At 63.5% G+C, this 26,114-nt stretch carries 28 protein-coding genes; 17 read left to right on the top strand and 11 right to left on the bottom strand.

Going from position 1 to position 26,114, the window contains the following annotated elements; translation table 11 throughout:
- Positions 1–47 precede the first annotated feature (47 nt).
- The 4 genes from VM99_26105 to VM99_26090 all read left to right on the top strand — a co-directional run bounded on the left by VM99_26105 (position 48) and on the right by VM99_26090 (position 3,289).
- Positions 48–689: an SAM-dependent methyltransferase gene (locus VM99_26105; protein ID AKK01362.1), complete on the top strand. Its 642-nt coding sequence runs from the start codon at positions 48–50 to the stop codon at positions 687–689.
- Positions 690–810: 121 nt separating this feature from the next.
- Positions 811–1,944, top strand: coding sequence for a ribonuclease D (locus tag VM99_26100; protein ID AKK01361.1), 1,134 nt, complete (start codon positions 811–813; stop codon positions 1,942–1,944).
- The gene (locus VM99_26095) at positions 1,941–2,234 is read left to right on the top strand and encodes a YcgL domain-containing protein (protein ID AKK01360.1); all 294 of its coding nucleotides are present in this window, start codon (positions 1,941–1,943) and stop codon (positions 2,232–2,234) included. The genes VM99_26100 and VM99_26095 overlap by 4 nt, the downstream gene beginning before the upstream one ends.
- A 122-nt stretch (positions 2,235–2,356) precedes the next feature.
- On the top strand, positions 2,357–3,289 hold the full coding sequence (locus tag VM99_26090) for a 2-hydroxyacid dehydrogenase (GenBank protein ID AKK01359.1): 933 nt from the start codon (positions 2,357–2,359) through the stop codon (positions 3,287–3,289).
- 124 nt (positions 3,290–3,413) lie between these two features.
- Here the strand turns inward: VM99_26090 and VM99_26085 are convergent, their stop codons facing one another.
- Positions 3,414–4,007, bottom strand: coding sequence for an NADH dehydrogenase (locus VM99_26085; protein ID AKK01358.1), 594 nt, complete (start codon positions 4,005–4,007; stop codon positions 3,414–3,416).
- Positions 4,008–4,167: 160 nt separating this feature from the next.
- Here VM99_26085 and VM99_26080 point away from each other — a divergent pair, with 160 nt between their 5' ends.
- Both VM99_26080 and VM99_26075 read left to right on the top strand, forming a co-directional pair.
- Positions 4,168–4,617 (top strand): hypothetical protein, encoded by a 450-nt coding sequence (locus VM99_26080; GenBank protein ID AKK01357.1) that lies wholly within the window; start codon positions 4,168–4,170, stop codon positions 4,615–4,617.
- A gap of 30 nt (positions 4,618–4,647) precedes the next feature.
- Entirely contained in the window at positions 4,648–5,877 is a 1,230-nt protein-coding gene (locus VM99_26075) for a hypothetical protein (GenBank protein AKK01356.1), read from the top strand.
- 120 nt (positions 5,878–5,997) lie between these two features.
- Here the strand turns inward: VM99_26075 and VM99_26070 are convergent, their stop codons facing one another.
- The 4 genes from VM99_26070 to VM99_26055 all read right to left on the bottom strand — a co-directional run bounded on the left by VM99_26070 (position 5,998) and on the right by VM99_26055 (position 8,261).
- Positions 5,998–6,375 (bottom strand): hypothetical protein, encoded by a 378-nt coding sequence (locus VM99_26070; protein ID AKK01355.1) that lies wholly within the window; start codon positions 6,373–6,375, stop codon positions 5,998–6,000.
- Positions 6,376–6,452: 77 nt separating this feature from the next.
- Entirely contained in the window at positions 6,453–6,923 is a 471-nt protein-coding gene (locus VM99_26065; protein AKK01354.1) for a 23S rRNA methyltransferase, read from the bottom strand.
- A gap of 229 nt (positions 6,924–7,152) precedes the next feature.
- Complete coding sequence (locus tag VM99_26060; protein ID AKK01353.1) at positions 7,153–7,527, bottom strand: restriction endonuclease; 375 nt, start codon at positions 7,525–7,527, stop codon at positions 7,153–7,155.
- Positions 7,528–7,574: 47 nt separating this feature from the next.
- Positions 7,575–8,261, bottom strand: coding sequence for a parallel beta-helix repeat-containing protein (locus tag VM99_26055; protein ID AKK01352.1), 687 nt, complete (start codon positions 8,259–8,261; stop codon positions 7,575–7,577).
- 124 nt (positions 8,262–8,385) lie between these two features.
- On the opposite strand from VM99_26055, the gene VM99_26050 reads away from it, so the two are divergent.
- Positions 8,386–8,673 carry a hypothetical protein gene (locus VM99_26050; GenBank protein ID AKK01351.1) on the top strand — a complete coding sequence of 96 codons (288 nt, stop codon included), beginning with the start codon at positions 8,386–8,388 and terminating at the stop codon, positions 8,671–8,673.
- A 131-nt stretch (positions 8,674–8,804) separates the two neighbouring features.
- Here VM99_26050 and VM99_26045 read toward each other — a convergent pair whose 3' ends face one another.
- The gene (locus VM99_26045) at positions 8,805–9,278 is read right to left on the bottom strand and encodes a cyclic nucleotide-binding protein (GenBank protein AKK01350.1); all 474 of its coding nucleotides are present in this window, start codon (positions 9,276–9,278) and stop codon (positions 8,805–8,807) included.
- A gap of 143 nt (positions 9,279–9,421) precedes the next feature.
- Complete coding sequence (locus VM99_26040) at positions 9,422–11,476, bottom strand: peptidase S9 (GenBank protein ID AKK01349.1); 2,055 nt, start codon at positions 11,474–11,476, stop codon at positions 9,422–9,424.
- Between the two features lie 101 nt (positions 11,477–11,577).
- Between VM99_26040 and VM99_26035 the strand changes: the two genes are divergently transcribed.
- The 7 genes from VM99_26035 to VM99_26005 all read left to right on the top strand — a co-directional run bounded on the left by VM99_26035 (position 11,578) and on the right by VM99_26005 (position 17,457).
- Positions 11,578–12,075: an MFS transporter gene (locus VM99_26035; protein AKK01348.1), complete on the top strand. Its 498-nt coding sequence runs from the start codon at positions 11,578–11,580 to the stop codon at positions 12,073–12,075.
- Between the two features lie 32 nt (positions 12,076–12,107).
- A complete protein-coding gene (locus VM99_26030; GenBank protein AKK01347.1) occupies positions 12,108–12,884 on the top strand; it encodes a glutamine amidotransferase in 777 nt (258 codons plus the stop codon).
- 12 nt (positions 12,885–12,896) lie between these two features.
- Positions 12,897–13,439: a hypothetical protein gene (locus tag VM99_26025; protein ID AKK01346.1), complete on the top strand. Its 543-nt coding sequence runs from the start codon at positions 12,897–12,899 to the stop codon at positions 13,437–13,439.
- A 299-nt stretch (positions 13,440–13,738) separates the two neighbouring features.
- Positions 13,739–15,025 (top strand): MFS transporter, encoded by a 1,287-nt coding sequence (locus VM99_26020; GenBank protein ID AKK01345.1) that lies wholly within the window; start codon positions 13,739–13,741, stop codon positions 15,023–15,025.
- 61 nt (positions 15,026–15,086) lie between these two features.
- Entirely contained in the window at positions 15,087–15,839 is a 753-nt protein-coding gene (locus tag VM99_26015; protein AKK01344.1) for a hypothetical protein, read from the top strand.
- Positions 15,836–16,540, top strand: coding sequence for an allophanate hydrolase (locus tag VM99_26010; protein AKK01343.1), 705 nt, complete (start codon positions 15,836–15,838; stop codon positions 16,538–16,540). The genes VM99_26015 and VM99_26010 overlap by 4 nt, the downstream gene beginning before the upstream one ends.
- Complete coding sequence (locus tag VM99_26005) at positions 16,537–17,457, top strand: allophanate hydrolase (protein ID AKK01342.1); 921 nt, start codon at positions 16,537–16,539, stop codon at positions 17,455–17,457. The genes VM99_26010 and VM99_26005 overlap by 4 nt, the downstream gene beginning before the upstream one ends.
- Positions 17,458–17,574: 117 nt before the next feature.
- On the opposite strand, the gene VM99_26000 is transcribed toward VM99_26005, so the two are convergent.
- From VM99_26000 to VM99_25990, 3 genes are all read right to left on the bottom strand, one after another.
- Positions 17,575–18,753, bottom strand: coding sequence for a von Willebrand factor A (locus VM99_26000; GenBank protein ID AKK01341.1), 1,179 nt, complete (start codon positions 18,751–18,753; stop codon positions 17,575–17,577).
- Between the two features lie 34 nt (positions 18,754–18,787).
- Positions 18,788–19,633, bottom strand: a complete 846-nt coding sequence (locus tag VM99_25995) for an ATPase AAA (GenBank protein ID AKK01340.1) — start codon at positions 19,631–19,633, stop codon at positions 18,788–18,790.
- 168 nt (positions 19,634–19,801) lie between these two features.
- Entirely contained in the window at positions 19,802–20,878 is a 1,077-nt protein-coding gene (locus VM99_25990; GenBank protein AKK01339.1) for a hypothetical protein, read from the bottom strand.
- 130 nt (positions 20,879–21,008) lie between these two features.
- Between VM99_25990 and VM99_25985 the strand changes: the two genes are divergently transcribed.
- Positions 21,009–21,983, top strand: a complete 975-nt coding sequence (locus VM99_25985; GenBank protein AKK01338.1) for a cysteine synthase — start codon at positions 21,009–21,011, stop codon at positions 21,981–21,983.
- Positions 21,984–22,307: 324 nt separating this feature from the next.
- On the top strand, positions 22,308–23,246 hold the full coding sequence (locus VM99_25980; protein ID AKK01337.1) for an aspartyl beta-hydroxylase: 939 nt from the start codon (positions 22,308–22,310) through the stop codon (positions 23,244–23,246).
- A 98-nt stretch (positions 23,247–23,344) separates the two neighbouring features.
- Here the strand turns inward: VM99_25980 and VM99_25975 are convergent, their stop codons facing one another.
- The gene (locus tag VM99_25975; protein ID AKK01336.1) at positions 23,345–24,247 is read right to left on the bottom strand and encodes a multidrug DMT transporter permease; all 903 of its coding nucleotides are present in this window, start codon (positions 24,245–24,247) and stop codon (positions 23,345–23,347) included.
- A 130-nt stretch (positions 24,248–24,377) separates the two neighbouring features.
- On the opposite strand from VM99_25975, the gene VM99_25970 reads away from it, so the two are divergent.
- Complete coding sequence (locus VM99_25970; protein ID AKK01335.1) at positions 24,378–26,087, top strand: isocitrate dehydrogenase; 1,710 nt, start codon at positions 24,378–24,380, stop codon at positions 26,085–26,087.
- The last annotated feature ends 27 nt before the right edge of the window (positions 26,088–26,114 follow it).

Genomic DNA, 26,114 nt, shown 5'->3' with positions numbered 1-26,114 from the left:
CGACGCCGGTTAACCTGTCTGTCATCCATTTCCCAAGAGCCGTTCGTATGTCCGCGTTACCCCCTTCCACCGTCGAGCTTGAGTTCGCCAGGCAGCACGACCAGGAGCATGCGCAGGTCTGCTGCCAACCGGCGCCTCGACGGCTGCGCCTGGCGTTCTGGCGGGATGAGCACATGGTGCGCAACGCCCTGAAAGTGGCTGGTGAACCGGGGTTGGTGCTGGATGTGGCGTGCGGGGCCGGGCGGTTCTGGCCGGTGCTGGCCGAGCACGCCAACCGGGTGATCCTGGCGGCGGACCCATCGCCGGACATGCTCGAGCACGCGCTCACCCACCATGGTGGCGCGCTGCTCCAGCGGGTCAGGACGTTTCCCAGTTCGGCGTTCACCATCGGGCTCTCGGCCAACGCGGTGGATTGTATTTTTTGCCTGCAACTGTTTCGGCACGTCAGCGCCAGCGAGCATCGCCTGGCCTTGTTGCGCGAGTTTTATCGGGTCAGCCGCGACACGGTGATCGTTTCGGTGCAGATCGAGGGCCGTCTGAAGATCGGCCATTCTTCGCCGCGCAAACTCGCCGGCAAGGCGGACATCGAGACCGAATTCCGAAAGGCCGGTTTCACCGTGGTGTGGCACCAGGATTTCCTGCCCGGTTTTGCACTGACGCGGGTATATGTATTGCGTAAGACCAGTTAGTTCGTAATGTAAGACTATTCTTGCGTTTGCGCGGGCAATTTCTCTCAGGCTCTGGCTCTACGAATGCTCGCAATCGCCGGCGGCGATATATACTGCGCGCCATTCTTCAAGGGAGAGCCGTGTGGCCATCGATATTCACTGGATTCGCGACAACGATAGCCTCGGTCAGTTTTGCGCCGAATGGCAGCAGTTGCCCTTCGTCGCCCTCGACACCGAATTCATGCGGGTCGACACCTTTTACCCGATTGCCGGCTTGCTGCAGATCGGCGATGGCAAGCGCGCCTACCTGATCGACCCCTTGACCATCGACAACTGGCAACCCCTGGCCGCACTGCTGGAGAACCCGGCGGTGCTCAAGGTGCTGCACGCCTGCAGCGAAGACCTTGAAGTGCTGCTGCGCCTGACGGGCAGCCTGCCCGCGCCGTTGTTCGACACCCAACTGGCCGCCGCGTACCTGAACCTGGGGTTCTCCATGGGGTACTCGCGCCTGGTGCAGGACGTGCTGGGGATCGACCTGCCCAAGGGTGAGACCCGTTCCGACTGGTTGCAACGGCCCTTGTCCGAGACGCAGATCAGCTACGCCGCCGAAGATGCGCTGCATCTGGCGGAAGTTTTCGTACAACTGCGTCCGAAACTGTCCGATGAAAAATACGCCTGGGTCCTGGAGGATGGTGCCGAACTGGTGGCCAACCTGCGTCGTGAAATCGACCCGTATGAGGTGTACCGCGAAGCCAAGCTGGCCTGGAAACTCTCCCGCGCCCAATTGGCCGTGCTGCGCGAGCTGTGTGCCTGGCGCGAGCGTGAGGCGCGTGCCCGCGACCTGCCGCGCAACCGCATCATCCGTGAGCATTCGCTGTGGCCCCTGGCCCGCACGCAGCCGGATAACCTCGGGGCGTTGGCTAAAATCGAAGACATGCACCCGCGCACTGTGCGCCAGGACGGCGAGTTCCTGCTGGACCTGATCCAGCGCGCCGGCAGCGTACCGCCCGACCAATGGCCGCCAGCCGTGGCCGAGCCGTTGCCGATCGAGGCCGCGGCCCTGGTCAAGCGCCTGCGGGCACTGGGGCAGGCCGAAGCGGAACGCCTGGGGATTGCCCCGGAGCTGATGCTGCGCAAGAAAACCCTCGAAGCCCTGATCAAGAGCGGCTTTCCCGAGGGCCCTTACCAATTGCCCGATTCGCTGCGTGGCTGGCGCCGCGAATTGATGGGCCAGGCGCTGCTCGACAGCCTGGCCACTGCCGGAGAACAGCCTTGAAACGTATCTGCTCCATCTACCGAAGCTCGAAGAAAAACGAGATGTACCTGTATGTGCTCAAGAGCGATGCACTGGCGCGGGTCCCCGAGCCGTTGATGGCGGCCTTCGGCAAGGCGATCCATGCCTTTGACCTGGTCCTGACCCCGGAGCGACAGCTGTCCCGGGAGGACATCAACCGGGTGCTGGAAAACCTCGATACCCAGGGCTACCACTTGCAGATGCCGCCCGCCGAAGACGAGTACATCGAGCATCTGCCCGAAGAGTTGCTGCGCCGTAACGACCCGGTCTGACAGGTACCCCGAGGCCCCGTCCTGGGGCGCTTGAAACACTGGAATGGATTTATCGATGATGACCCCAGGGCGGAAAACGCTCCGCCGGCGGTCGTCTGTACTGTTTTTGAAAGGTTTGATTCATGCGCGTTCTGATTGCCGAACACGATCATGCGGTATACGCCCAACTGCTGCGCCAGGCTGCCCCCGATCTTGAAGTCCTGACCAGCGGCGATTCCGCCGAACTGTCGCGGCTGGCCGCCGATTGCCCGGTCTGGCTCGGCCAGCCCGACCTGCTCGCCACACTGTTGCGCCAAGGCCACCAGCCGCAGTGGTTGCAGTCGACCTGGGCCGGCATCACGCCGTTGCTTGCCGAAGGCTTGACCCGCGACTACCGCCTGACCCGGGCGGTGGGCATTTTCGGTCAGGTGATGGCCGAATACGTGCTCACCTACATGCTCGGCCATGAGCGTGAGGTCCTGGCGCGCCTGGTCAGCCAGGTGGAGCGCAAATGGGACAACCGCCAGGGACAGGGCCTGGTGGGGCGCAAGGTGTTGATCGTCGGTACGGGCGATATCGGCCAGCGCGTGGCGCAGTTCCTGCTGCCGTTTGGCGTGCAGTTGTATGGCATTGCCAGCGAGGCCCGCGAGCAGGCGCCGTTCGTCGAAGTGGGAGCGCTGGAGGATCTGCCGCGGCTGGTGGGGGAGGCGGACTACGTCATCAACCTGCTGCCCAACACGCCCGACACCCATGATGTGTACGATGCGGCGTTATTCAAGCAGTTCAAGCCCAGCGGTCTGTTCATCAACGTCGGACGCGGCGTGGCGGTGGTGGATGCGGACCTGGTCGAGGCCCTGAAGGAAGGGCACCTGGCCGGCGCGGTGATCGACGTCTGCCGCCAGGAGCCGCTGCCGCAACGCCACCCATTCTGGACTGCCTGGGGCCTGCTGCTCACCGGCCACAGCTCCGCCCCGACCTCGCCACCGATGATGGCGCAACTGTTCCTGGAAAACCTGCGGGCCTACCAGGCCGGCGAGGCACTGCGCGGGGAAGTGGATTTCACTCGGGGTTACTGAAATCACCGATCAATCTTGTGGGAGCGGGCTTGCTCGCGAAGGCGGTGGTTCAGCCAGAGTCAATGTTGGCTGACACATCGCCTTCGCGAGCAAGCCCGCTCCCACAGGGGGATTGTGTGGCGGGTTACAGAGTGAAATCGCCTTCGGCCACCAGTTCGCTCAACGGCCGGCGCGGGCTAGGGGTTTCGCGGGCCTGGAGGTACTCGGCCAGGGTGGATTTGTCCCCCAGCTTGCCAATCGCCACGGCCGCGTGCAGGTCATAGCCCTCGGGGATCTTCAGCTCCTGGCGGGTCAGTGCCTGATCGAACCCGGCCATGCCGTGGGTGTGCCAGCCGCTGAGGCTGGCTTGCAGCGCCAGGTGGCCCCAGGCCGCGCCGGTGTCGAAGGCGTGGCTCTGCGCCGGGGTTTCTTCGGTGGCGCCGGGTACGGCGAAGGTGGTCTTCGACACGATGATCACCAGCGCCGAGGCATGCTGGGCCCAGCTGCGGTTGAATTCGTTGAGCAGGCCCAGGAAGCGCTCCCAGTTCGGCGTGTCACGGCGCGCGTACAAGAACCGCCACGGTTGCGAGTTGTAGGCCGATGGCGCCCAGCGCGCGGCTTCGAAAAAGCCCAGCAGGGTGTCTTCGGCAATGCTTTCGCCCGTAAAGGCGCGGGGCGACCAGCGTTCGATGAACTGCGGATGAATGGCGTAATCGGCGATGCGGGAATTGGCGCTCATGACTCACCTGACAGGGCTGTTTGGAAAATGTCGCAACAACCTACGTCGCGGCGTGCGGCCTGACAAGACCCCGCCTACCGACAGTCGCCAATGCTTGGCCTGAAGCAGCCCGGGCACTAGACTGTCGGCCTTTTCACCACCTGATGTTGATGCTTGAGCCATGGCCGCCAAAGTCGAACCGTTCTGGATACGCAAAACCCTCGATCAGCTGGATGCCCAGGAATGGGAATCGCTGTGCGACGGCTGCGGCCTGTGCTGCCTGCAAAAGCTCGAAGACGAAGAAGACAACAGCGTCTACTACACGCGCATCGCCTGCAAACTACTGGACCTCAAGACCTGCCAGTGCAGCGACTATGCCAACCGCCGTGCGTTCGTTCCCGATTGCATTCAACTTACTCCGGGCAAGGCCGATGAGTTCAAGTGGCTGCCACCGACCTGCGGTTATCGGCTGGTCAGCGAGGGCAAGGACCTGCCGCTGTGGCACCACCTTGTCTGCGGTGATCGCGATGCGGTGCACCACGAACGCATTTCCCAGTCCGGGCGCATGCTGGCCGAAGGCAGCGTGCCCGAAGAAGATTGGGAAGATCATCTGATTTTTCGCGCCGGCTGAGCCGCCGGGCATCGCTACCAGGGAGAACCCATGGCTGCAGGATTGAAACGGATGCTGGCGGCCGGGTGCCTGGTCGTGTGTGGCCCTTTGTGGGCGGCGCAGAAAGTCGACCTGGATTATCACGTGCACCTGCTGCCCCAGAGCGACCAGGCCGAAGTGCGCCTGACGCTGGCCCGCGGTTCGGCGGTGCGCAGCCTGGATTTCGACCTCGACGACGGCAGCCGCTACAGTGATTTCAAGGCCGACGGCCAGTGGCAACTGACCCCCGGCAAGCACGCCCGGGGTGTCTGGCGGCCGACAGCCGACAAGGCCAGCCTGAGCTACCGGGTGCGCATCAGCCATACGCGCAAGAATGGCACCTTCGAAACCCGCATGACTCCGACCTGGGCCCTGTTTCGCGGCGACGACCTGGTGCCGTCGGCCAAGCTCGACCAGCAGGACGGTGTCGAATTGGTCGCGCGCCTGGAAGTCGAGTTGCCCGACGGCTGGAAAAGCATCGAGACGCCGTGGCCGCGCATCGGCAAACAACGTTTTCGCATCGACAACCCCTCGCGCCTTTTCGACCGCCCCACCGGCTGGATGCTCGCCGGCAAACTCGGCAGCCGCCGCACACGCCTGGGGGAAACCGAAGTGACGGTGGCCTCGCCTCAAGGCCAGGGCATGCGCCGGATGGATGTGTTGACCCTGTTGACGTTTGTCTGGCCGCAGGTGCAGGCGGTGGTGCCGCGCCATCCTGCCAAGCTGCTGATCGTCGGCGCGGGCGATCCGTTATGGCGCGGTGCCCAGGGGGCCCACGAATCGATCTACCTGCACAGCCGTCCACCCCTGGTGAGCGAGCGGGGCAGCAGCCCGTTGTTGCGAGAGTTGATGCAGGTCCTGGCACGGGTCAACGACCGGGATCGCAGCGACTGGATCAGCGAGGGGCTGACGGAGTTCTACGCCATCGAACTGCTGCGTCGCGCCGGCGGCATGAGCGACGAGCGCTACGAGGCCCTCAATGCCCGGCTCGCCCGGGACAGCCGTGGTGTCATGAGCTTGCGCGGCGAGCAGATCAGCCCCGCGATGGTGGCCAAAGCGGTCCTGCTGTTGCAGGAACTGGACCGCGAGATCCGCCTGAAAACCCGCAACAAGCGTTCGCTGGACGATGTGCTGCAAGGGGCGATGCGCCTGGAAACGGTCGATACCGAGGAGTTCGTGCAGCTCAGCGAAAGCATCCTGGAGGGCGCTTCCACCGTCCTGGATAACCGCTTGCTTCAGTGACGGCGCTTTCGCGAGCTGGCTCGTTCCCTCAGGGGATCAACGGTGTTCTGCGGTCTTGTGGCCGAGACACTGTAGGCGCGAGCCTGCTCGCGGTGGGGCCATCAGCCCCGGCGCAAAAGATCAGAGCCCGGCTTTGGGCGAAACCAGCGAATCATTCCCCGTCACCGTAGCCGTGCTCGTCGCCGCTTCGGCGTTGGCCTTCATGCGGCTCAGCTCCTCGCCGGCCTGTTCAATCCGGGCCCGGGCGTTGTCGAGGTTCTGGCGATTTTTTTCCAACAGCGACTTGGCCGAGCAATGCCCGGTGATGCCCCGCGCCAGTGCCATGCCGCCAATGGCCAGTTGAGCCAGCCCGATCACCCCGCCACGGCGCAAGCCCTTGCCCATCATCAGCACCCCACCGGCCAGCGAGCCGATGCGCTCCCAGCCGTGCACGTTCTGCCGCGGGTGGGATTGGAAAGGGGTGCTCTGAATCGGCTCGAATGGATTGTTATCGCTCATGATCTGTCTCCAGTGTGGGGATTGGTATAAAGCTGACTGCCCGAGCGTTTGCCTTGTTCAATCGGATTTGACGCCGGTCAGCGGAATTGCGGACCGGAGCGGGTGTTGTTGCCTTTGGCCATGCGGTCGTACAGCACGACGTTGACGGTGGCGGCCAGGTTCATGCAGCCCGTGGTCGGGATGTACACCACGTCTTCGCACCAGTCGCGGATGTCCTTGTCCAGCGAGCCGTCTTCGGGGCCGAAGATGTACAGGGCCCGGTCCGGGTGGGTGTATTCGGGCAGCGGACGGGCGCCTTCCACCAGTTCCACGGCCACCGGTACGCAGCCCAGAGGCAGGATTTTCTTCAGGTCGTCGATGCCGATCAGTGGAATGTCGTAGTGGACTTTCTTGGTGTCGGTGACGAAGTCGGCGGCGCGCTCGTAGCGCTTGCCGGTGTAGAACACCGACGCCACGCCGTAGCAGCCGGCGGCGCGCATGACCGAACCGACGTTTTCCGGTGACTTGGGGTTGAACAGACCGATGCAGCTGTAGCGTTTGTTGGCCACGGGCGGGGTGCCTTTGGGGAAAAAGGCGAGATTATACGGGGAATGGGGGAGGGGCGGCAGTTTCGAGATTGGCGGTGACTGTCGGACCGCTTTCGCGAGCAAGCTCGCTCCCACAGTGGATCGAGGCGTACACAAAAGCTCACGTACGCCGATAGCCCCCTGTGGGAGCGAGCTTGCTCGCGAAGAGGCCCTGACAGCCCCTGAAGAGGCTGGTTCAGGACTGTGCCGATCACTCGTCCTTCTTCATCAACCCAGCCAGCGCGGCGAAGGGGTTGTGGGTCGCCTTGGCGATTTTCGGCGTGCTGAGGGAGCCGTCGCCGAAGTACTGCTGGTCGGTGTAGCGCGAGTGCTCGTTGTCGTGGCAGTACAGGCACAGCAGTTCCCAGTTGGAACCGTCCTGCGGGTTGTTGTCGTGGTTGTGGTCGCGGTGGTGAACGGTCAGCTCGCTCAGGCGCTTGCCGGAAAACTCACGGGCGCAGCGGCCGCAGACGTGGGGGTACATTTTCAGGGCCTTGTCGCGGTAGCCCATTTCACGGTCGCGCTGGGCGTCGGCGAGGATGCGGTCCAGCTTGGCGGTGTTGGACGGTGGCGTTGACGAACTCATGGGTTCACCTTGTAGAAAAGACAAATGACGGTTGAATGCAGTTTAGCTCAGCCCTTGAGCTTCTCGGCAATCCAGATGGTGTGGCGGGTGCCTTTGTTGCCGTGGGCGAACACTTGCACTTCCTCGGCCTTGAAGCCGGCTTTTTTCAGTTTGTCGGAAAACTGCCGGTCAGCGCTGGCCGACCACACCGCCAGCACGCCCTTGGGGCGCAGCGCCTTGGCGCAGGCGGCCAGGCCGGCAGCCGAATACAGCCAACTGTTGGCTTTCTGGGTCAGGCCTTCGGGACCGTTGTCGACATCGAGCATGATCGCGTCGAACCCTTGGGGTTCGGCCTGCAGGACCTTGGCCACGTCTTCAAGGCGGATGACGGTGCGCGGGTCCGACAGCGGCCGCCCAGCCTTTTCACCCAGGGGGCCGCGATTCCACTCCACCACGCCGGGCACCAGCTCGGCCACCACCACTTCGGCCTGCTTGCCCAGGTGCTTGAGGGCCGAGGCGAGGGTGAAACCCATGCCAAGGCCGCCAATCAACACTCGTGAACCGGGCCGGCCGGCGACCTTGCGGCAAGGGATCTCGGCCAGGGCATCCTCGGAACCGTGCATGCGCGTGTTCATCAACTGGCCGCCGTCACCGCCCTGGATCTTGATGACGAAGTCTTCGCCGTACTCGAACAGGCACAAGGCGCCGCCGTTGGCCGGGATGGGGGTGGTGTCGAGCAGAACGAAACGTTTCATGGAAGTCTCATGAGGGAGGGTGGACCGGTGTGCCAGCGGGCTGTGCGGTTAATTCCAGTGCATCCATTAGCCACACAGGCCTCCTGGGTCTAGCCTGAAGGCAACAGTCGCCACGGAGCCATTGATGAAGTGCATCATTCTACCGGCCATTGTCCTGGCGGTGTGCTCGATGAGTTGCGCGCAGGCCCAGCAGCCGACGATTCCGGTCAACCCGCCGAGCATCCCCGGTTCGCCCGGCACCGCCACGCCCCTGCCGTACCCGCCGGTCGCGCCCAGCGGCCTACCCAAGACCGGCCCCGGAAGCGCCGGGCCGCCTTTGCTGCCGCCGATCGAAATGCCCCACCCGCCCAAGGACCAACCGCTACCGGGCATGGAGTCGCAAGCGCCGAAGGCCAAGTCGCCGGGGGGATGAACCTGATAGGTGAATGACGGGCCCTGTGGGAGCGGGCTTGCTCGCGAAAGCGGAGTGTCAGTCGACATCAATGTTGTTTGACACTCCGCTTTCGCGAGCAAGCCCGCTCCCACGCCGATTGTGGTTGGCCGTCAGACCTGCTGCGACAGCAGCTGTCCATCGGCCATGCGCAGGCGCTTGGACAGGGACACAGCGAGGGCGCGGATGATCTTGGCGGCGATCTTGGGGGCGTCGTTGAGCATTTTTTCCAGGGAGTCCTTGCCCAGGTTCAGCAACTGGCAGGGGCTGGCCGCGATGCAACTGGCCGAGCGCCGCTCGCCGTCCAGCACGGCCATTTCCCCGAACGCCCGGCCACTGCGCAAGGTGGCGATGGTCACGGGTTGGCCGTCGGGGCCGGTTTTCTGCACGGCCACCTGGCCGGTGTGGATGATGCACATGAAACTGCCCGCATCACCCTCTCGGAAGATCGCCTCGCCCTCGGCGATGGCGCTGATGCTGAAATAGCCCGACGCCGCCGCGAAGTCGGCAGGCTGCAATTGGTCGAACAGGCCGCAGTCCATCAGCCAGTCGCGGATTTCTTTGTTCAGTAAGGTCGGTTCTGACATGTCTTCACGGTCTTTTTCTTGTGTCTGCTACGGGTTTGGATTGAAGAAGAACCCTTGTGGGAGCGAGCAAGCTCGCTCCCACAATTATTTGATCTGGGATGCCCAGCGCATGGAGCTAAGACCCGGCCATCCCATAGAGTTCCTCAGACCACACCCAAAACCTTCAAGACAAATGCATATTCGAGGGCTACGTCACGCAATCCCTGGTAGCGCCCGCTCATGCCACCGTGGCCTGCGCCCAGTTCGGTCTTGAGCAGCAAGGGGTTGTCGTCGGTCTTGGTGGCGCGCAGTTTCGCCACCCACTTGGCCGCTTCCCAGTACTGCACGCGGCTGTCGTTGTAGCCGGCGATGACCAGCAGCGCCGGGTATGCCTGGGCCTTGACGTTTTCGTACGGGGCGTAGGCGCGGATCCGATCGTAGACGTCCGGCTCCTGCGGGTTGCCCCATTCGTCGTATTCGGTGACGGTCAGTGGCAGCTCCGGGTCGAGCATGGTGTTGAGCACATCGACGAACGGCACTTCGGCAATGGCGACCTTGAACAGCTCCGGGCGTTGATTGAGCACCGCGCCGATCAACAGGCCACCGGCGCTGCCGCCACTGATCGCCAACTGCTCGGCGGTGGTGAAACCGTTGGCGATCAAATGCTCGGCGCAGGCGATGAAGTCGCTGAAAGTGTTGGCCTTGTGCTCCTGCTTGCCGGCGCGGTACCAGGCTTCGCCCAGTTCACCGCCACCGCGTACGTGGGCGATGGCGAACGCCACGCCGCGATCGAGCAAACTCAGCCGTGCGTGGGAAAACCAGGGGTCGAGGCTCTGGCCATAGGCGCCGTAGCCGTACAGGTACAGCGGCACCGGTTGGCCGAGGGCCTCGCGCTTGACCACCAGGCTGATAGGAACTTGCGTGCCATCCGGGGCCGTGGCCCAGATCCGCTGGCTGACGTAGGCGTCGGCATCGAACGGCCCCAGCACCGGGGTTTGCTTGAGGACCACCTGCTCACCGCTGGCCAGGTCCAGTTGGCGGATCTGCGCGGGGCGGTTCAAGGCTTCGTAACGCAGGCGAATGCGCGGGCTGGAAAACTCCAGGCTGTTCTGCACGTGCAGGCTGTAGGCGGCGTCCGGCAGTTGCACGCGATAGGCCGGCAGGTCCTGTGGGTGGACTTCGATGATCGGCAGGCCACCTTCGCGCAGGCTCAGGGTCATCGCCTCGGCATTCAGGCTCAGGCCGTCGATCATCACCGTTTCGCTGTGGGGAATGAGGTTCTGCCAGTCGGCTTCGGTCGGCGCCACGCCGGTGTCCGCGGCCTGGTACAGGGCAAAGTTGATGCCGTCGCGGTTGCTGCGGATCAGCCAGGTCCACTGGCCATCCAGCAGGCCGTGGTCGACGTCGTATTCGTGGTGTTCGCGCCGTGGCGCCAGGCAAGTGAAAGGCTGTTGCGGGTGCGCGGCATCCAGCACCCAGGCTTCGCTGGTGGTCTTGCTGCCCAGGGACAGGATCAACTGGCGCTCGGAGCTGGAACGGTAGCAGTGCAGGAAGAAACGTCCATCCGGCTCGTGGAACACTTCTTCGGCGGCGGTGCCATCCAGGCGATAGCGCCAGAGCTTGTGGGGGCGATGGGTGTCGTCCAGTTCGCCGAAGAACAGCGTCAGGCTGTCGTTGGCCCACGTCATGCTGCCGTCGCAGTGTTCGAAGGACAGTTCACTGATCTTGTCGTTGGACAGTTCCTTGACGAACAGCGTGTAGATCTCGTCGCCGGTGGTGTCCAGGCTGTAGGCCAGGCGCTGGTGGTCGGGGCTGATGCTGAACGCACCGAGGGAAAAGAAACCGCCGCCCGCCAGCGCGTTCGGGTCCAGCAGCAGTTGTTCGCGACTCTCGTCCACGCTCAGGCTGTCGTCGGCCGGACGCGGGCAGCGGTAATGGCGCGGGTATTCGTCGCCGGCGGTGGTGCGGGTGTAGTACAGGTACGGTCCCCAGGGCGAGGGCAGGGACAGGTCGGTCTCCAGGATCCGTCCCTTGATCTCCTGGAACAGGGCCTCGCGCAGGTCGGCCTGGTCGGCGAGTTGGTCTTCCTGGTAGCTGTTTTCGGCCTTGAGGTAGTCGAGCACCGCGTCGGTGTCGCGTTCCTGCAGCCAGGCGTACGGGTCCACCCCGGCGTCCCTGCGGGCAATCGGGGCGTTGGAAACGTGGGCAGATAAGGACATGGAAGGCTCTCGAACGTTGTACGAAAAGGGGCTTGGCAGACGCCGGGGCAGCCTGACGAGCGAAAAGTCGTTACTATAAGCGCCTCTTTGCCTGCCTTGCCATGGACACCATGACCGAGAACGACTATCTGATCGCCTGGGGCCTCTATGCCTTCGCGGCCCTGGGCTGCCTGCTGGTGTGGATGCGCATGACCCGCTGGATGTGGCGCTGGTTGCGCGAGCCGCTGCGCTTGCTGATGGCGGTGTTGCTGTTCTGCCCGACCATTGTCGACCCGGTGAAGGACAAGTTTGCCCCTGCCGTGGCCATTGTCGCCCTGGACGTGCTGTTCAAGGTGGGCAACAACGTCTGGCGGGCCGCGTCCGACCTGCTCATGTACGGCATGATCGCGTTCGGCGTCTACTTGCTCTTCGCGCTGGTGCGCTTGCCCATCGAGCGCGCATCCAATGCCCGCAAGGCACGTGCGGCCTCCGCAAAAGCCGCTGCCGCCGCCGATGAGCCCGAGGATGAGCCGCCGTTCGGCGTGGCCGGCGATGATCGCTACGGTCGTCCGCCGGTGCCGAGCAACCCCCAGCGTTCGCGCATCGAACCGCGCCTGTAGCCAAGCCTGCCTTTTGAAGCGAGAGTCCGAGCATGTGTGAGTTACTGGGCATGAGCGCCAATGTGCCGACCGACATCGTGTTCAGCTTTACCGGGCTGATGCAGCGCGGGGGCAAGACCGGGCCGCACCGGGACGGCTGGGGCATCGCCTTCTACGAAGGCCGGGGCTTGCGCCTGTTCCAGGACCCGGCCGCCAGCAGCGAGTCGGAAGTGGCGAACCTGGTGCAGCGCTATCCGATCAAGAGTGAAGTGGTGATCGGGCATATTCGCCAGGCCAACGTTGGCAAGGTCTGCCTGGCCAACACGCACCCGTTCGTGCGCGAGCTGTGGGGCCGCAACTGGTGTTTCGCCCACAACGGCCAGCTCGCCGATTTCCAGCCGGGCGTGAGTTTCTACCGCCCGGTGGGCGACACCGATAGCGAAGCGGCCTTCTGCGATTTGCTCAACCGCGTGCGCCAGGCCTTCCCGGAACCGGTGGACGTGGAGCAACTGCTGCCGGCGCTGATCGAAGCCTGCGGCGAATACCGTCGCAAAGGCGTGTTCAATTGCCTGTTGAGCGACGGCGACTGGCTGTTCTGCTATTGCTCGACCAAACTGGCCCAGATCACTCGGCGTGCGCCATTCGGCCCGGCACGGCTGAAGGATGTCGACGTGATCGTCGATTTCCAGGCCGAAACCACGCCCAACGACGTGGTCACGGTGATCGCCACCGAGCCCTTGACCGAAAACGAAACCTGGACCCGCTACGAACCGGGCCAATGGAGCCTGTGGCGGCGCGGCGAATGCGTCAGCCAGGGCCGGACCGAATAAGGACGTCACGCTATGTTGCTCAGTTATCTACGGCTGGTGTTGTTCGCGATTGGCCTGCTGGTGGGGGTCCAGGTGCCGGGCTTCATCAATGATTACGCCAAGCGGGTCGAGGCCCACCTGATCGAGGCACAGACAGGCCTGCAAGGTTTCCAGGGCACCGCCAACCAGTTTTTCAAGGGTGACATGCAGGCCCTGGTCGCCCATTACCGCGCCAGCGAAGACCCGATCTTTCGCAGCGACGCCGACAGCCTGAACACCTTGCTCGTGCGCCAGCAGGCCTTGGACAAGCAGTTCCAGGCGATGCAGGGGCCGTGGTACATCCGCTTGCTGCAAGTGGCACTGGCCGCAGACCCGGACATTCGCAAGGAAACCTGGAACGGCTACAGCTACCAGATCCTGCTGACCCCCGAGGCCATGGTCTGGGGCATCAGCGGCGCAATGCTGCTGTCGTTCGGCCTGGAATGCCTGTTCCGCCTGATCGACTGGGTCGTGCTGGGCGGCAAGCGCCTGCGCCAGAGCCGACCGATCGAAGAGCGGGATTTGCGCGGGCTTTGACGCTCACGCTAGAACGCTTTTTGTGGCGAGGGAGCTTGCTCCCGCTTGAGTGCGAAGCGCTCATCGCTTTTTTGGGGCCGCTGCGCGCTGGAGCGCCAGCCCGGCCCAGCGGAGCAAGCTCCCTCGCCACAAAGGCTTTGCGCCGTTTCCGCGGGTAGTTCTACCCATCAACTTTTTCTTATGACCCGTCCGAGGTTTTATTAGTTGGACGCGCCGGCGCCTGCGCTCAAGAATCACGGCACCCGATCCCGACGTTTGCAGCGTCGAGGCTTAAAACAATAAAACCGTGGAGAACCACCATGAGTGCACCCGACATGCTCGGCGTCCCCGAGTCCAAGGCCCGTTCCGGCCCGTTCGATTGGTATCGCAACATCAACCAACAGGAACGTCGCACATTCTGGAGTTGCAAGATCGGCTACGCCTTGGACGGCATGGACACGCAGATGCTCAGTTTCGTGGTGCCGACGCTCATCGCGATGTGGGGCATCACCACCGGTCAGGCGGGGCTGATTCACACCAGCACCCTGATCGCCTCGGCACTTGGCGGTTGGGTGGCCGGCATTCTCTCGGATCGTATCGGCCGGGTCCGCACCCTCCAACTGACCGTGCTGTGGTTCGCGTTCTTCACCTTCCTCTGCGGCTTTGCCCAGAACTACGAACAATTGTTGATCGCCCGTACGCTGATGGGCTTCGGCTTCGGCGGCGAGTGGACCGCTGGCGCGGTGTTGATGGGCGAGGTGATTCGCGCCAAGGACCGTGGCAAGGCGGTGGGCATGGTGCAATCGGGATGGGCGCTGGGTTGGGGCATGACGGCGATTCTGTACGCGCTGCTGTTCTCGGTGCTGGCGCCGGAAGACGCCTGGCGCGCGCTGTTCATCCTTGGCATCGTGCCAGCGGTGTTCGTGATTTTCGTCCGTCGGCTGGTCAAGGACCCGGAGGTCTACAACCAGACCAAGGCCCGCCTGGCGTCTGGCAATAACGCCAGGTTCTACGAGATTTTCGCCCCCGGCATCCTCTTCACCACGATCCGCGCTTCGCTGCTGACCACCGGCGCCCTGGGTGGCTACTATGCAATCACGTCCTGGCTGCCGACGTTCCTGAAGAACGAGCGCGGCTTGAGCGTGCTGGGCACCGGTGGCTACCTGGCGATGGTGATCGTCGGCTCCTACGTGGGTTACGTCATCAGCGCATACTTGTCGGACATACTGGGGCGCAAGAAAAATTTCGTCCTGTTCGCCGTCGGCTCGTTCACCATCGTGCTGCTGTACACCCAGGTGCCGGTGAGCAATAACGTGATGCTCTGGCTGGGCTTTCCCCTGGGCTTCTTTGCCTCCGGGATGTTCAGCGGCATGGGCTCGTTCCTCACCGAGCTGTTCCCCACACGTATCCGGGGCTCGGGCCAGGGTTTTTGCTACAACATTGGTCGGGCGGTGGCGGCATTGTTCCCGCTGCTGATCGGCCTGCTGAGCCAGCGGGTGCCGTTGAGCGTCGGGATCGGTGCGTTTGCGGCCGTGTCCTACGGCGTGGTGATCCTGGCGGCCCTGAGCCTGCCGGAAACCCAAGGCAAGCAACTGGAAGCCGAGTAACGAGTAACCTGGGGGTGTGTGCCCCCAGGGTCAGAAGAAAGTACCTACAGGAGCGTTCAGCGTGAACCGCCTGCTATTGAATTGTGACATCGGCGAAAGCTTCGGCAGTTGGACCATGGGTCTGGACGCCGAAGTGATGCCCTTCATCGATTGCGCCAACATCGCCTGCGGCTTTCACGCCGGCGACCCGAGCATCATGCGCAAGACCGTCAGCCTGGCCCTGGCCAACGGCGTGCAGATCGGCGCACACCCGGCCTATCAGGACCTGGCCGGCTTCGGCCGCCGCTCCATGGCCTACGCTGCCCAGGAACTGCAGGACCTGTTGCACTACCAGATCGGCGCCCTCGACGGCATCTGCCGGGCCCAGGGTGGACGGGTCAGCTACGTCAAGCCGCACGGCGCGATGTACAACGACATGATGGCCAACCCGGCGCAGTTGCGCGCGGTGATCGAGGCGGTGGCCCACTATGACCCGGACCTGCCGCTGATGCTCATGGCGACCCGGGATAACAGCGCCGCCCAGGCCCTGGGTGACGAATATGGCCTGACGTTGTGGTTCGAAGCCTTCGCCGACCGTGCCTACGACAGCGCTGGCCGCCTGGTGTCGCGGCAGGCGCCGGGGGCGGTGCATCACGATCCCGAAGCCATCATTGCCCAGGCCCTGACCATTGCCCGTGGCGATGCCTTGGCCGCCAGCGATGGCAGCGCGTTGATCCTGCACGCCAATACCTTGTGCGTGCACGGTGACAACGCCAGCTCCGTGGCCGCCGTGCAACGCATCCGCGAAGCGCTGGACCGGCAGCGTGCGTCATGAAGCCACGTGTGGAAGTGGTCGCGGTGGACTGCCTGATGGTGCGCCTGTTCGATGAAATCGCCGAAGACAACATGCCGTGGATGCTCGCCGCCAGCGAGCGCCTGCGCGCGGTGTTCGCCGCCGACCTGATCGACCTGGTGCCGTCCTACACCACGTTGATGGTGCATTACGATCTGTTGGCCTTGAGCCCGGCGCAGGCCCGGTCGCTGGTCAGCGAGGCGCTGAACCATTTGTCGCCCGATGCTCGCTCGGCTGGGCGCTGCCATGTGCTGCCGGTGTGGTACGACCTGAGCGTCGGACCGGAACTGCTGCTGTTGTCGGGTCGCAGCGGGTTGACCGTGGAGCAGGTGATCCGGCGCCACAGCGAACACGAATACCAGGTGTTCGCCCTGGGCTTCGCTCCGGGGTTTGCCTTCATGGGGTTGGTGGACGAAGCGCTCGCCGCGCCGCGCCTGGATACGCCGCGCAAGCGGGTGGCCGCAGGCAGCGTCGGGATTGCCGAGCGCCAGACCGCGGCGTACCCGCTGGTGTCGCCTGGCGGCTGGAACCTGATCGGCCGTACCCCGGCCAAACTGTTCGACCGTGAACGTGACGGCTACAGCCTGATGCAACCCGGCGACACGGTGCGTTTTGTCGCCGTGGACCGCGCCGAGTTCATCCGCTTGGGCGGCGATGACACACCCCAGGAGGCCCAGGCATGAGCCGCTTATTGATCCAGGCCAGCACCCCGCTGTGCCTGTTGCAGGACGCCGGCCGCTTTGGCGTCCGCCACCTGGGCGTGACCCAGGGCGGTGCGGCGGATTGGCTGTCGATGGCCTGGGCCAACTGGATGCTGGGCAATGCCCTGGACGCGGCGGTGGTGGAAGTCACCCTTGGCGGCTTCACGCTGGTGGCCGAGGACGACTGCGTGCTGGCGCTGGCCGGGGCCGACCTGGGCGCCCGGGTGGACGGCCAGGCCGTGGCGCCTTGGCGCTATTTCAGCCTGCGCAAAGGCCAATCCCTGGCGCTCACCCAGCCCGTGCTGGGGGCTCGTGCCTACCTTGCGGCCCCTGGCGGCTTCGAAGCCCCGGCGGTGTTGGGCAGCCGGGCAACGGTGGTGCGCGAAGCGCTCGGCGGGTTGGATGGGCTGGGGCGGGCGTTGGCTCGCGGCGAGCGCTTGAGCTATGGGGGGGCGGCCACGCCTCGGCCGATGCCGGGCCGGTTGATCCCGGATTTCCAGCAGGCTCAGCCGCTGGAGCTGATCCTGGGCGCGCAGAACGGGGCGTTCAGTGGCCGCAGCCTGTTCGATGCGTTCAACACGCCCTGGACGCTGGACAGCCGCGCCGATCGCATGGGCATCCGCCTGCTGGGAACGCCGCTGGAGTACCAGGGCCCGCCGATGATTTCCGAAGGCATTCCCCTGGGGGCCGTGCAGGTGCCGCCGGACGGCCAGCCCATCGTGTTGCTCAACGACCGGCAAACCATCGGTGGCTACCCGCGCCTGGGCGCCTTGACCCCGCTGGCCCTGGCCCGGTTGGCGCAATGCCTGCCGGGGGCGCAGGTGCGGTTGCGGCCGGTGGTGCAGGAGGTGGCGCATCGGCAGCAGGTGGAGTGCTTGCGCGGTTTTCTCGACCGCTAAAAGCATCGCGAGCAAGCTCGCTCCCACAGGGGATCTCATGTGTGACGAAGATCCAGTGTGGGAGCGAGCTTGCTCCGGGCGGCGATCCGACGATGAGGCCCTAAAGGGCACCAACGATCACTTGGAAAGAAACCGCATCCCTTCCTCCAACCCTCGCAGGGTCAGCGGATACATCCGGTCCTCCACCAGTTCCCGCACGATGTTGGTGGAGGCGGTGTAGCCCCAGGTGTCCTTGGGGTAGGGGTTGATCCAGATGAGTTTCTTGTACTTCTCCATGAAGCGCTGCATCCACACGTAGCCCGCTTCTTCGTTCCAGTGCTCGACGCTGCCGCCCGGCTGGGTGATTTCATAGGGCGCCATGGCGGCGTCGCCGATGAAGATCACTTTGTAGTCGGCGCCGTACTTGTGCAGCAGGTCCTGGGTGGAGGTGCGTTCGGAGGTGCGGCGCAGGTTGTTCTTCCACACCGACTCGTACACGAAGTTGTGGAAGTAGAAGTACTCCAGGTGCTTGAACTCGGTCTTGCAGGCCGAGAACAGCTCTTCGCAGATCTTCACGTGGGCATCCATCGAACCGCCGATGTCGAACAGCAACAGCAGCTTGACGGTGTTGCGCCGCTCCGGCCGCATCTGGATGTTCAACAGGCCGGCATCCCGGGCGGTATGGTCGATGGTGCCGTCGATGTCCAGCTCTTCGGCCGCGCCCTGGCGGGCAAACTTGCGCAGGCGGCGCAGGGCGATCTTGATGTTGCGGGTGCCCAATTCCACCTGGTCGTCGAGGTTCTTGTACTCGCGTTGGTCCCAGACCTTCACGGCCTTGCCCTGGCGCTTGCCGGCGTCGCCGACACGGATGCCTTCGGGGTTGAAACCCCCGGAGCCGAACGGGCTGGTGCCGCCGGTGCCGATCCACTTGTTGCCGCCGGCATGGCGTTCCTTCTGTTCTTCCAGGCGCTTCTTGAATTCCTCGATCAGCTTGTCGAGGCCACCGAGGGATTGGATCTGCGCCCGCTCTTCATCGGTCAGCGAGCGCTCGAACTCCTTGCGCAACCAGTCTTCGGGGATCAGCGCCTGGAGATGATCGTCGAGTTTCTCCAGGCCATTGAAGTAAGCGGCGAAGGCCCGGTCGAACTTGTCGAAATGGCGTTCGTCCTTCACCAGGATCGCCCGGGACAGGTAATAGAACTCGTCCATGTCGGCGAAGATCACCCGCTGTTTCAGCGCATTGATCAGGTCCAGCAGTTCACGCACCGACACGGGCACCTTGGCGGCGCGCATCTCATTGAACAGGTTCAGCAGCATGGCAGTTGCCCTCGCGCTTGTTGACGAAGAGGGCTCAACGCGTGCCGCGACGGCTCATGAACGCCAGGCGCTCAAGCAGCTGCACGTCCTGTTCGTTCTTGACCAGGGCACCGGCCAGCGGCGGGATGGCCTTGGTGGGGTCGCGCTCGCGCAGGACCGCGTCACCGATGTTGTCGGCCATCAACAGCTTGAGCCAGTCCACCAGCTCGGAGGTGGAGGGCTTTTTCTTGAGGCCCGGCACCTTGCGCACGTCGAAGAACACGTCCAGCGCTTCGCTGACCAGGTCTTTCTTGATATCCGGGTAATGCACATCGACGATCTTCTGCAGCGTCGCGCGGTCCGGGAAGGCGATGTAGTGGAAGAAGCAGCGGCGCAGGAAGGCGTCCGGCAGCTCCTTTTCATTATTGGAGGTAATGATGATGATCGGCCGCTGCTTGGCCTTGATGGTTTCGTCGGTTTCGTAGACGTAGAACTCCATCTTGTCGAGTTCTTGCAGCAGGTCGTTGGGGAACTCGATGTCGGCCTTGTCGATCTCGTCGATCAGCAGGATGACCCGTTCCTCGGACTCGAACGCTTCCCAGAGCTTGCCTTTCTTCAGGTAGTTGCGCACGTCATGGACCTTGTCCACACCCAGTTGCGAGTCCCGCAGGCGGCTGACCGCGTCGTACTCGTACAGGCCTTGGTGGGCCTTGGTGGTGGACTTGATGTGCCAGGTGATCAGGCGGGCGCCGAAGGACTCAGCCAGTTGCTCGGCCAGCATGGTCTTGCCGGTGCCCGGTTCGCCCTTGACCAGCAGCGGCCGCTCCAGGGTGATGGCGGCGTTGACGGCCAGCTTCAGGTCATCGGTGGCCACGTAGGCGCGGGTGCCTTCGAACTTCATCTGCGGATTCCTCGAACGTGTCGTCGGCCCGGCGAGGCGGGGCGCGCGAAAATAAATGTCGTGCCCGACTATAACGCGACGTCCCGCCGACTGTGAACGCAGACGCTGTATTCAGTCTCTGAATGGAGCGTCACATGTTGACCCGGTCTCACTACAGGATTGATGCGCCTAGTCTTTGGATGGCGGTGGCTGTTCATAGCGGGCGTTGAAGGCCTGGACGAAGCCGTTGCGCAATATCTGCAGGAAGGCTTCGAAGGCGCTGATGTTCTGTTGATGGACATTGCCGCTGAGTTCGACCCGGGTGGCGAACTGGTTCTTGCGCTGGTTTTTCAGTGCCGTTTCACCCGCGCCGACCAGCGCTTCCCAGACCGAGCGGAAAATGTTCTTTTTCTCGTTTTCCACGTCCTGCTGCCAATCGAAGACGTCCACATCGCGCAGCAGCGGCTTGATGTAGCCGCTGAGCTTGGCGTCGGTCGCCTGCGCTTCGATCACCAGGTCGCCGTGGCCGGCGTTGAAGTCGAACTTGCCATAGGCCGCGGCGAAGTCGTTGAGGCGCTTGAGTTCGATGTCCGTGGCCCGCAGGCGGAAATCGAAATCCTCGAAATTGCTCAGTGGATCGAAGGTGGCCAGCACTTCCAGGGGCGCGTGCTCGGCCACCAGCGCCTTGCCCTCGAAACGCGCGTCACGCTTGCCTTCGGTGTCGACCACGTTGGTCAGGTTATAGAAGCTGGCATTGACGTCGGTGGCCCGCAGGTTGACGGGCGGCTTGGAGTTGAAGTTGCGAAAGGTCACGTGGCCATCCCTGATCCGCACTTCGTTGAAGGTGATGGGCAGCAGTTTGCTCAGTTGTTCGCGCCAGTTGGTGCCCTGACCGGTCTGGGAGTTCTGTCGGTTGCCACCGCCGTCGACGAAGTTCACTTCGGGCCGGGCGAACTCCGCCTCGGCCACCACCGCATGGTCGTACCACAGCGAATGCCAACTGACGGACAAATCGACCAGCGGTGCATCGACGAAAGGCACCGGGACCTTGCCGTCGACCTTGATGATTTTCAGGCCGTTGATCCGATAGGCCCCGCGCCACCAGGCCAGGTCCACGTCGGTGACTTGGCCGCGATAATCGCCCATATTCGCCAACTTGTCGTTCAGGTAGTCGCGAACCAGATAAGGCAAGGTGAAGTGCAAGGCCACCAGCAGCACGACGAGGGCGGCGAGTCCCCACAGTGGCCAGCTGTATCGACGCTTCATGTCAGTCAGTCTCCAGCGTTGTTAAAGCCATTGACCGTTGTCGCCGTGCGAACGTTCGGTGCAACTGGACGCCCATGGGCAACAGGCTTACCTTAAAGCGCTTAACTATCCGCAGCCTCAAGGACCGGTCATGAGCCGCATATTCGTCGACAACGCCCATTCCATTGGCAATACGCCGCTGGTGCAGATCAACCGCATCGCGCCGCGTGGCGTGACCATCCTGGCCAAGATCGAGGGGCGCAACCCGGGTTATTCGGTCAAGTGCCGGATCGGCGCGAACATGATCTGGGACGCCGAAAGCACCGGCAGGCTCAAGCCGGGCATGACCATCATCGAACCGACCTCGGGCAACACCGGTATCGGCCTGGCGTTCGTCGCCGCCGCCCGCGGCTACAAGCTGATGCTGACCATGCCGGCGTCCATGAGCGTCGAGCGGCGCAAGGTGCTCAAGGCCCTGGGCGCGGAACTGGTGCTCACCGAGCCGGCCAAGGGCATGAAAGGCGCCATCGAGAAGGCCGCCGAGATCCTCGCCAGCGACCCTTCCCGCTATTTCATGCCGCAGCAGTTCGAAAATCCGGCGAACCCGGCGATCCACGAAAAAACCACCGGCCCGGAAATCTGGAACGACACCGATGGCGCGGTGGATGTGCTGGTCGCGGGGGTCGGCACCGGGGGAACCATCACCGGCGTTTCACGGTATATCAAGAACACATGTGGCAAGCCGATCCTGTCGGTGGCGGTCGAGCCCGAAACCTCGCCGGTGATTACCCAGGCGATGGCGGGGCAGGAGATCAAGCCCAGCCCCCACAAGATCCAGGGGATCGGTGCCGGCTTCGTGCCGAAGAACCTTGACCTGTCGATCGTCGACCAGGTCGAGCGGGTCACCGACGAGGAGTCCAAGGCCATGGCTTTGCGCCTGATGCAGGAGGAGGGCATCCTCTGCGGCATCTCTTGCGGCGCGGCGATGGCCGTGGCCGTGCGCCTGGCGGAAAAACCGGAAATGCAGGGCAAGACCCTGGTGGTGATCCTGCCGGATTCGGGCGAGCGCTATCTGTCGAGCATGTTGTTCAGTGATTTGTTCACCGAGCAGGAGATCCAGCAGTAACGGCCAAGCAATCGAGGCTTTTTGTGGCGAGGGGATTTATCCCCGTTGGGTTGCGAAGCGACCCCAAACCCGACCCCGAGATAAATGGAGCCGGATGAGTTGTTGGGACTGCTGCGCAGTCCAGCGGGGATAAATCCCCTCGCCACAGTGGACTGCATCAGCCAACGTTCAGCTCATGCGTGTTAAGAAGGGCATTGTTGCGTCATTCTCAACAGTGAATGTTGCCTGGGGCGGTTTCTTCCCCGGGCAAGGCTCTATACCATGGCCGGCCGTCGCGCCGGGCTGATGGCGTTGCGCAAGTCGTTTTGGACAAGGAGTTTTACAATGACCGTTTCGTTTGTCGCCAAGGCCTCGGTATTGCTGCTGTTCCTGGGCAGTACGCTGTATGTGCACTTGCGCGGTCGCGCGCGTTTGCCGGTATTGCGCCAGTTCGTCAATCACTCGGCCTTGTTCGCCCCCTACAACGCCTTGATGTACCTGTTTTCCGGCGTGCCCTCCAAGCCCTACCTGGACCGCAGCAAATTTCCCGAGCTGGATGTGCTCAAGGACAACTGGCACGTCATTCGTGACGAGGCCATGCACCTGTTCGACGAGGGCTATATCCGGGCTGCGGAAAAGAACAACGATGCCGGCTTCGGGTCGTTCTTCAAGAAAGGCTGGAAGCGCTTCTACCTCAAGTGGTACGACAAACCGCTGCCGTCTGCCGAGCTGCTGTGCCCGAAAACCGTCGAGCTGGTCAGCGCCATTCCCAACGTGAAGGGCGCAATGTTTGCCCTGCTGCCGGGCGGTAGCCATCTGAACCCTCACCGGGACCCGTTCGCCGGTTCCCTGCGCTATCACCTGGGGCTGTCCACGCCCAATTCCGACGACTGCCGGATCTTTGTCGACGGCCAGGTCTATGCCTGGCGTGATGGCGAAGACGTCATGTTCGATGAGACCTACGTGCACTGGGTCAAGAACGAAACCCCGCAAACCCGGGTGATCTTGTTCTGCGACGTCGAACGCCCGCTGAAAAGCCGGCTGATGACCCGTCTCAACCGCGCCATCAGTGCCTTCCTCGGTCGCGCCACCGCACCGCAGAACCTCGACGACGAACGCGTCGGCGGGATCAACCAGGCTTACGCCTGGAGCAAGAGGTTCAGTGACGGCTTCAGTGGTCAGGTCAAGCAGTGGAAGCGCAAGCATCCCAAGGCCTACCGGGTGATGCGCCCCGTGTTGGCGGTGCTGGTGCTGACGGCCCTGGGCTACTGGCTGTTCGGCTGACCTATGGCGAGGGAGCTTGCTCCCGCTGGGTGGCGCAGCCGCCCCAGAAAACGAGGGCCGCTTCGCGCCCGGCGAGAGCAAGCTTCCTCGCCACGGCCTTACTCTACCTCAACAGGCTTCGTCACCCCTGGCTTCAACACCAGCCACAACGCCGCCGCAATCAGCACCCCGCCATACAGATGCGCCATGCCCAGCGGCTCATCCAGCAGCAACGCCCCCCACAACACGCCGAACGGCGGGATCAGGAAGGTCACGGTCATGGACTTGACCGGGCCGATGGAGCTGAGCAGCCGAAAGTACAGAATGTACGCCAGTGCCGTGCACACCAGCCCCAACCCCAGCAGCGACAACCAGACGCTCCAGCCGCCCCAGCTGGCCGGGGGCTGGCTGATGGCGGTGTAGCCGAACAGCGGCAGCAAGAACACCGTGGCGCCGAACATGCTGCCCAGCGCGGCGAGGCGGCTGTCCAACCCCCCTTGATGATCGAGCCAGCGGCGAGTAAGGAAGCCGGCAAAGCCATAGCAGGTGGTCGCCAGCAGGCAGGCGAGGGCGCCCATCAGCAGTTGCAGGTCGAAGGCCACCGGCCCGGCGCCGGTCAGGATACCCACCCCGAACAGGCCCAGGAACACCCCGCTGACCTTGGCCACGGTGAGTTTTTCGCTGAAGAACAGGCCGCCGATCAGCACGCCCATCAACGGCGTGGTGGCGTTGAAGATGGCCGAGTACCCGGCGGGCAACACCTGGGCCGCCAGCGAGTAGAACGTGGCCGGGATGCCCGAGTTGATCAGGCCCAGCACCATCACCACTTTGAGCTTGCCGCGAAAATCAAAGTCGATACGCATCAGCGTCAGGATGACCAGCAGGCCGACGAAGGCGATGGACACGCGAAAAAATGCAGTGGGGATCGTGCCAATGACGGGGGCGATAATGCGCATGAACAGAAAGCTGGCCCCCCAGATGGCGGCCAGTGATAGCAAACGCAGGGTATCGACGAGGTTCACGGGGCTTTCCTGGCAGAATCGGGCGACAAGTGTCGCTGCCCCGGATACCGATGGCAATGGTTGCGCTGGCGCGCGATTGGCCTCTAAGCTCAGTCGCCAATAACAAGCCTGACCCGCCGAGGTTCACCCTATGCCGCAACCATGGCCCGCCACCGATATCGCCCGTTCGATCCTCGAAGGCTTCGACGATTATCGCGAGCATTTCCGGCAGATTACCGACGGCGCCCGCGCCCGGTTCGAGCAGGCCCAGTGGCTGGAGGCGCAAGCGGCGTCGGCGGCGCGGATCAATCTGTATGAAGAAAAAGTCTTTGAAACCGTGGCGCGGCTGCGCAAGGCCTTCGAAGCCGAGGCGTTGATGGACGTGGGCTGCTGGCCGCTGGTCAAGAGCGCCTACATCAGCCTGATCGACCTGCGTTTCGACGATGAACTGTCGGAAACCTGGTACAACTCGATCTTCTGCGGGCTGTTCAGCCATGACCTGATCAGCGACGGCACCATGTTCATCCACACCACCCGGCCCAGCCTGCGCCGGGCCCGGGCCGCCCAGACGCGTACCTACAAGCCCCAGGGCCAGATCGACCGGATGCTGGCGAACATCTTCGCCGACTACCGCTTCAGCGAGGACTACGCCGACCTTTCGGGCGACCTGCAGCGCCTCGAAGCCCAACTGCGCGAGAACCTGCCGGACTGGGTCTGCAAGGACCCGGAGCTGACGGTGGAGTTGTTTTCTTCAGTGCTGTACCGCAACAAGGGCGCCTACCTGGTGGGCCGGATCTACACCCAGGACGACCAATGGCCCCTGGTGATCCCGCTGTTGCACCGCGAAGGCCGGGGCATCCAGATCGACGCGCTGATCACCGACGAGGCGCAGGTGTCGATCATCTTCTCGTTCACCCGCTCGTACTTCATGGTGGACGTACCGGTGCCGGCGGAATTCATCGGTTTTCTCAAGCGCATCCTGCCGGGCAAGCACATTGCCGAGCTGTACACCTCCATCGGTTTCTACAAGCACGGCAAGTCCGAATTCTACCGGGCGCTGATCAACCACCTGGCCAACACCGACGACCGCTTCATCATGGCGCCGGGGGTGCGCGGCATGGTCATGAGCGTGTTCACCCTGCCGGGCTTCAACACTGTATTCAAAATCATCAAGGACCGTTTCTCGCCGTCGAAAAACGTCGACCGGGCCACGGTGATCGAGAAGTATCGCCTGGTGAAAAGTGTCGATCGGGTTGGGCGCATGGCCGATACCCAGGAGTTCGCCGACTTCCGCTTCCCGCTGAGCAAGTTCGAGCCGGCCTGCCTGGAAGAACTGCTCGACGTGGCGCCGTCCACAGTGTCGGTGGAGGGCGATACGGTGCTGATTCGCCACTGCTGGACCGAGCGGCGCATGACGCCGTTGAACCTCTACCTGGAAAACGCCAGCGAGGCCCAGGTGCGCGAGGCGCTGGAAGACTACGGCCTGGCGATCAAGCAACTGGCGGCGGCGAACATTTTCCCCGGTGACATGTTGCTCAAGAACTTCGGCGTGACCCGCCACGGCCGCGTGGTGTTCTACGACTACGATGAGATCTGCTTCCTCACCGAAGCCAACTTCCGCCACATCCCCCAGCCCCGCACGCCGGAAGACGAGATGGCCTCCGAGCCCTGGTATTCCATCGGCCCGCTGGACGTGTTCCCCGAGGAATTCCCACCGTTCCTGTTCGCCGACGTGGGCCAGCGCAAGCTGTTCGACCAATTGCACGGCGAGCTGTACAACGCCGACTACTGGAAAGGCCTGCAAGAGGCGATTCGGGCGGGGAAGGTGATCGATGTGTTCCCGTATCGGCGCAAGGGATAGAAGCAGCTTCAAGCTTCAAGCTTCAAG

This window comes from Pseudomonas chlororaphis (genome assembly GCA_001023535.1).
Classification (GTDB): domain Bacteria; phylum Pseudomonadota; class Gammaproteobacteria; order Pseudomonadales; family Pseudomonadaceae; genus Aquipseudomonas; species Aquipseudomonas chlororaphis_E.
The sequence above is the reverse complement of the archived record's forward strand: the minus strand, read 5'-3'. Positions and strand labels throughout refer to the sequence as shown.

Coding starts and splice junctions, on each gene's coding strand:
- VM99_25980 (AKK01337.1), top strand. CDS start 22,308: ATGACCGTTTCGTTTGTCGCCAAGGCCTCGGTATTGCTGCTGTTCCTG.
- VM99_26105 (AKK01362.1), top strand. CDS start 48: ATGTCCGCGTTACCCCCTTCCACCGTCGAGCTTGAGTTCGCCAGGCAG.
- VM99_25970 (AKK01335.1), top strand. CDS start 24,378: ATGCCGCAACCATGGCCCGCCACCGATATCGCCCGTTCGATCCTCGAA.
- VM99_25990 (AKK01339.1), bottom strand. CDS start 20,878: ATGAAGCGTCGATACAGCTGGCCACTGTGGGGACTCGCCGCCCTCGTC.
- VM99_25995 (AKK01340.1), bottom strand. CDS start 19,633: ATGAAGTTCGAAGGCACCCGCGCCTACGTGGCCACCGATGACCTGAAG.
- VM99_26045 (AKK01350.1), bottom strand. CDS start 9,278: ATGTCAGAACCGACCTTACTGAACAAAGAAATCCGCGACTGGCTGATG.
- VM99_26085 (AKK01358.1), bottom strand. CDS start 4,007: ATGAGCGCCAATTCCCGCATCGCCGATTACGCCATTCATCCGCAGTTC.
- VM99_25985 (AKK01338.1), top strand. CDS start 21,009: ATGAGCCGCATATTCGTCGACAACGCCCATTCCATTGGCAATACGCCG.
- VM99_26025 (AKK01346.1), top strand. CDS start 12,897: ATGTTGCTCAGTTATCTACGGCTGGTGTTGTTCGCGATTGGCCTGCTG.
- VM99_26075 (AKK01356.1), top strand. CDS start 4,648: ATGGCTGCAGGATTGAAACGGATGCTGGCGGCCGGGTGCCTGGTCGTG.
- VM99_26070 (AKK01355.1), bottom strand. CDS start 6,375: ATGAGCGATAACAATCCATTCGAGCCGATTCAGAGCACCCCTTTCCAA.
- VM99_26090 (AKK01359.1), top strand. CDS start 2,357: ATGCGCGTTCTGATTGCCGAACACGATCATGCGGTATACGCCCAACTG.
- VM99_26020 (AKK01345.1), top strand. CDS start 13,739: ATGAGTGCACCCGACATGCTCGGCGTCCCCGAGTCCAAGGCCCGTTCC.
- VM99_26055 (AKK01352.1), bottom strand. CDS start 8,261: ATGAAACGTTTCGTTCTGCTCGACACCACCCCCATCCCGGCCAACGGC.
- VM99_26040 (AKK01349.1), bottom strand. CDS start 11,476: ATGTCCTTATCTGCCCACGTTTCCAACGCCCCGATTGCCCGCAGGGAC.
- VM99_26050 (AKK01351.1), top strand. CDS start 8,386: ATGAAGTGCATCATTCTACCGGCCATTGTCCTGGCGGTGTGCTCGATG.
- VM99_26000 (AKK01341.1), bottom strand. CDS start 18,753: ATGCTGCTGAACCTGTTCAATGAGATGCGCGCCGCCAAGGTGCCCGTG.
- VM99_26030 (AKK01347.1), top strand. CDS start 12,108: ATGTGTGAGTTACTGGGCATGAGCGCCAATGTGCCGACCGACATCGTG.
- VM99_26080 (AKK01357.1), top strand. CDS start 4,168: ATGGCCGCCAAAGTCGAACCGTTCTGGATACGCAAAACCCTCGATCAG.
- VM99_26005 (AKK01342.1), top strand. CDS start 16,537: ATGAGCCGCTTATTGATCCAGGCCAGCACCCCGCTGTGCCTGTTGCAG.
- VM99_26060 (AKK01353.1), bottom strand. CDS start 7,527: ATGAGTTCGTCAACGCCACCGTCCAACACCGCCAAGCTGGACCGCATC.
- VM99_26035 (AKK01348.1), top strand. CDS start 11,578: ATGGACACCATGACCGAGAACGACTATCTGATCGCCTGGGGCCTCTAT.
- VM99_26010 (AKK01343.1), top strand. CDS start 15,836: ATGAAGCCACGTGTGGAAGTGGTCGCGGTGGACTGCCTGATGGTGCGC.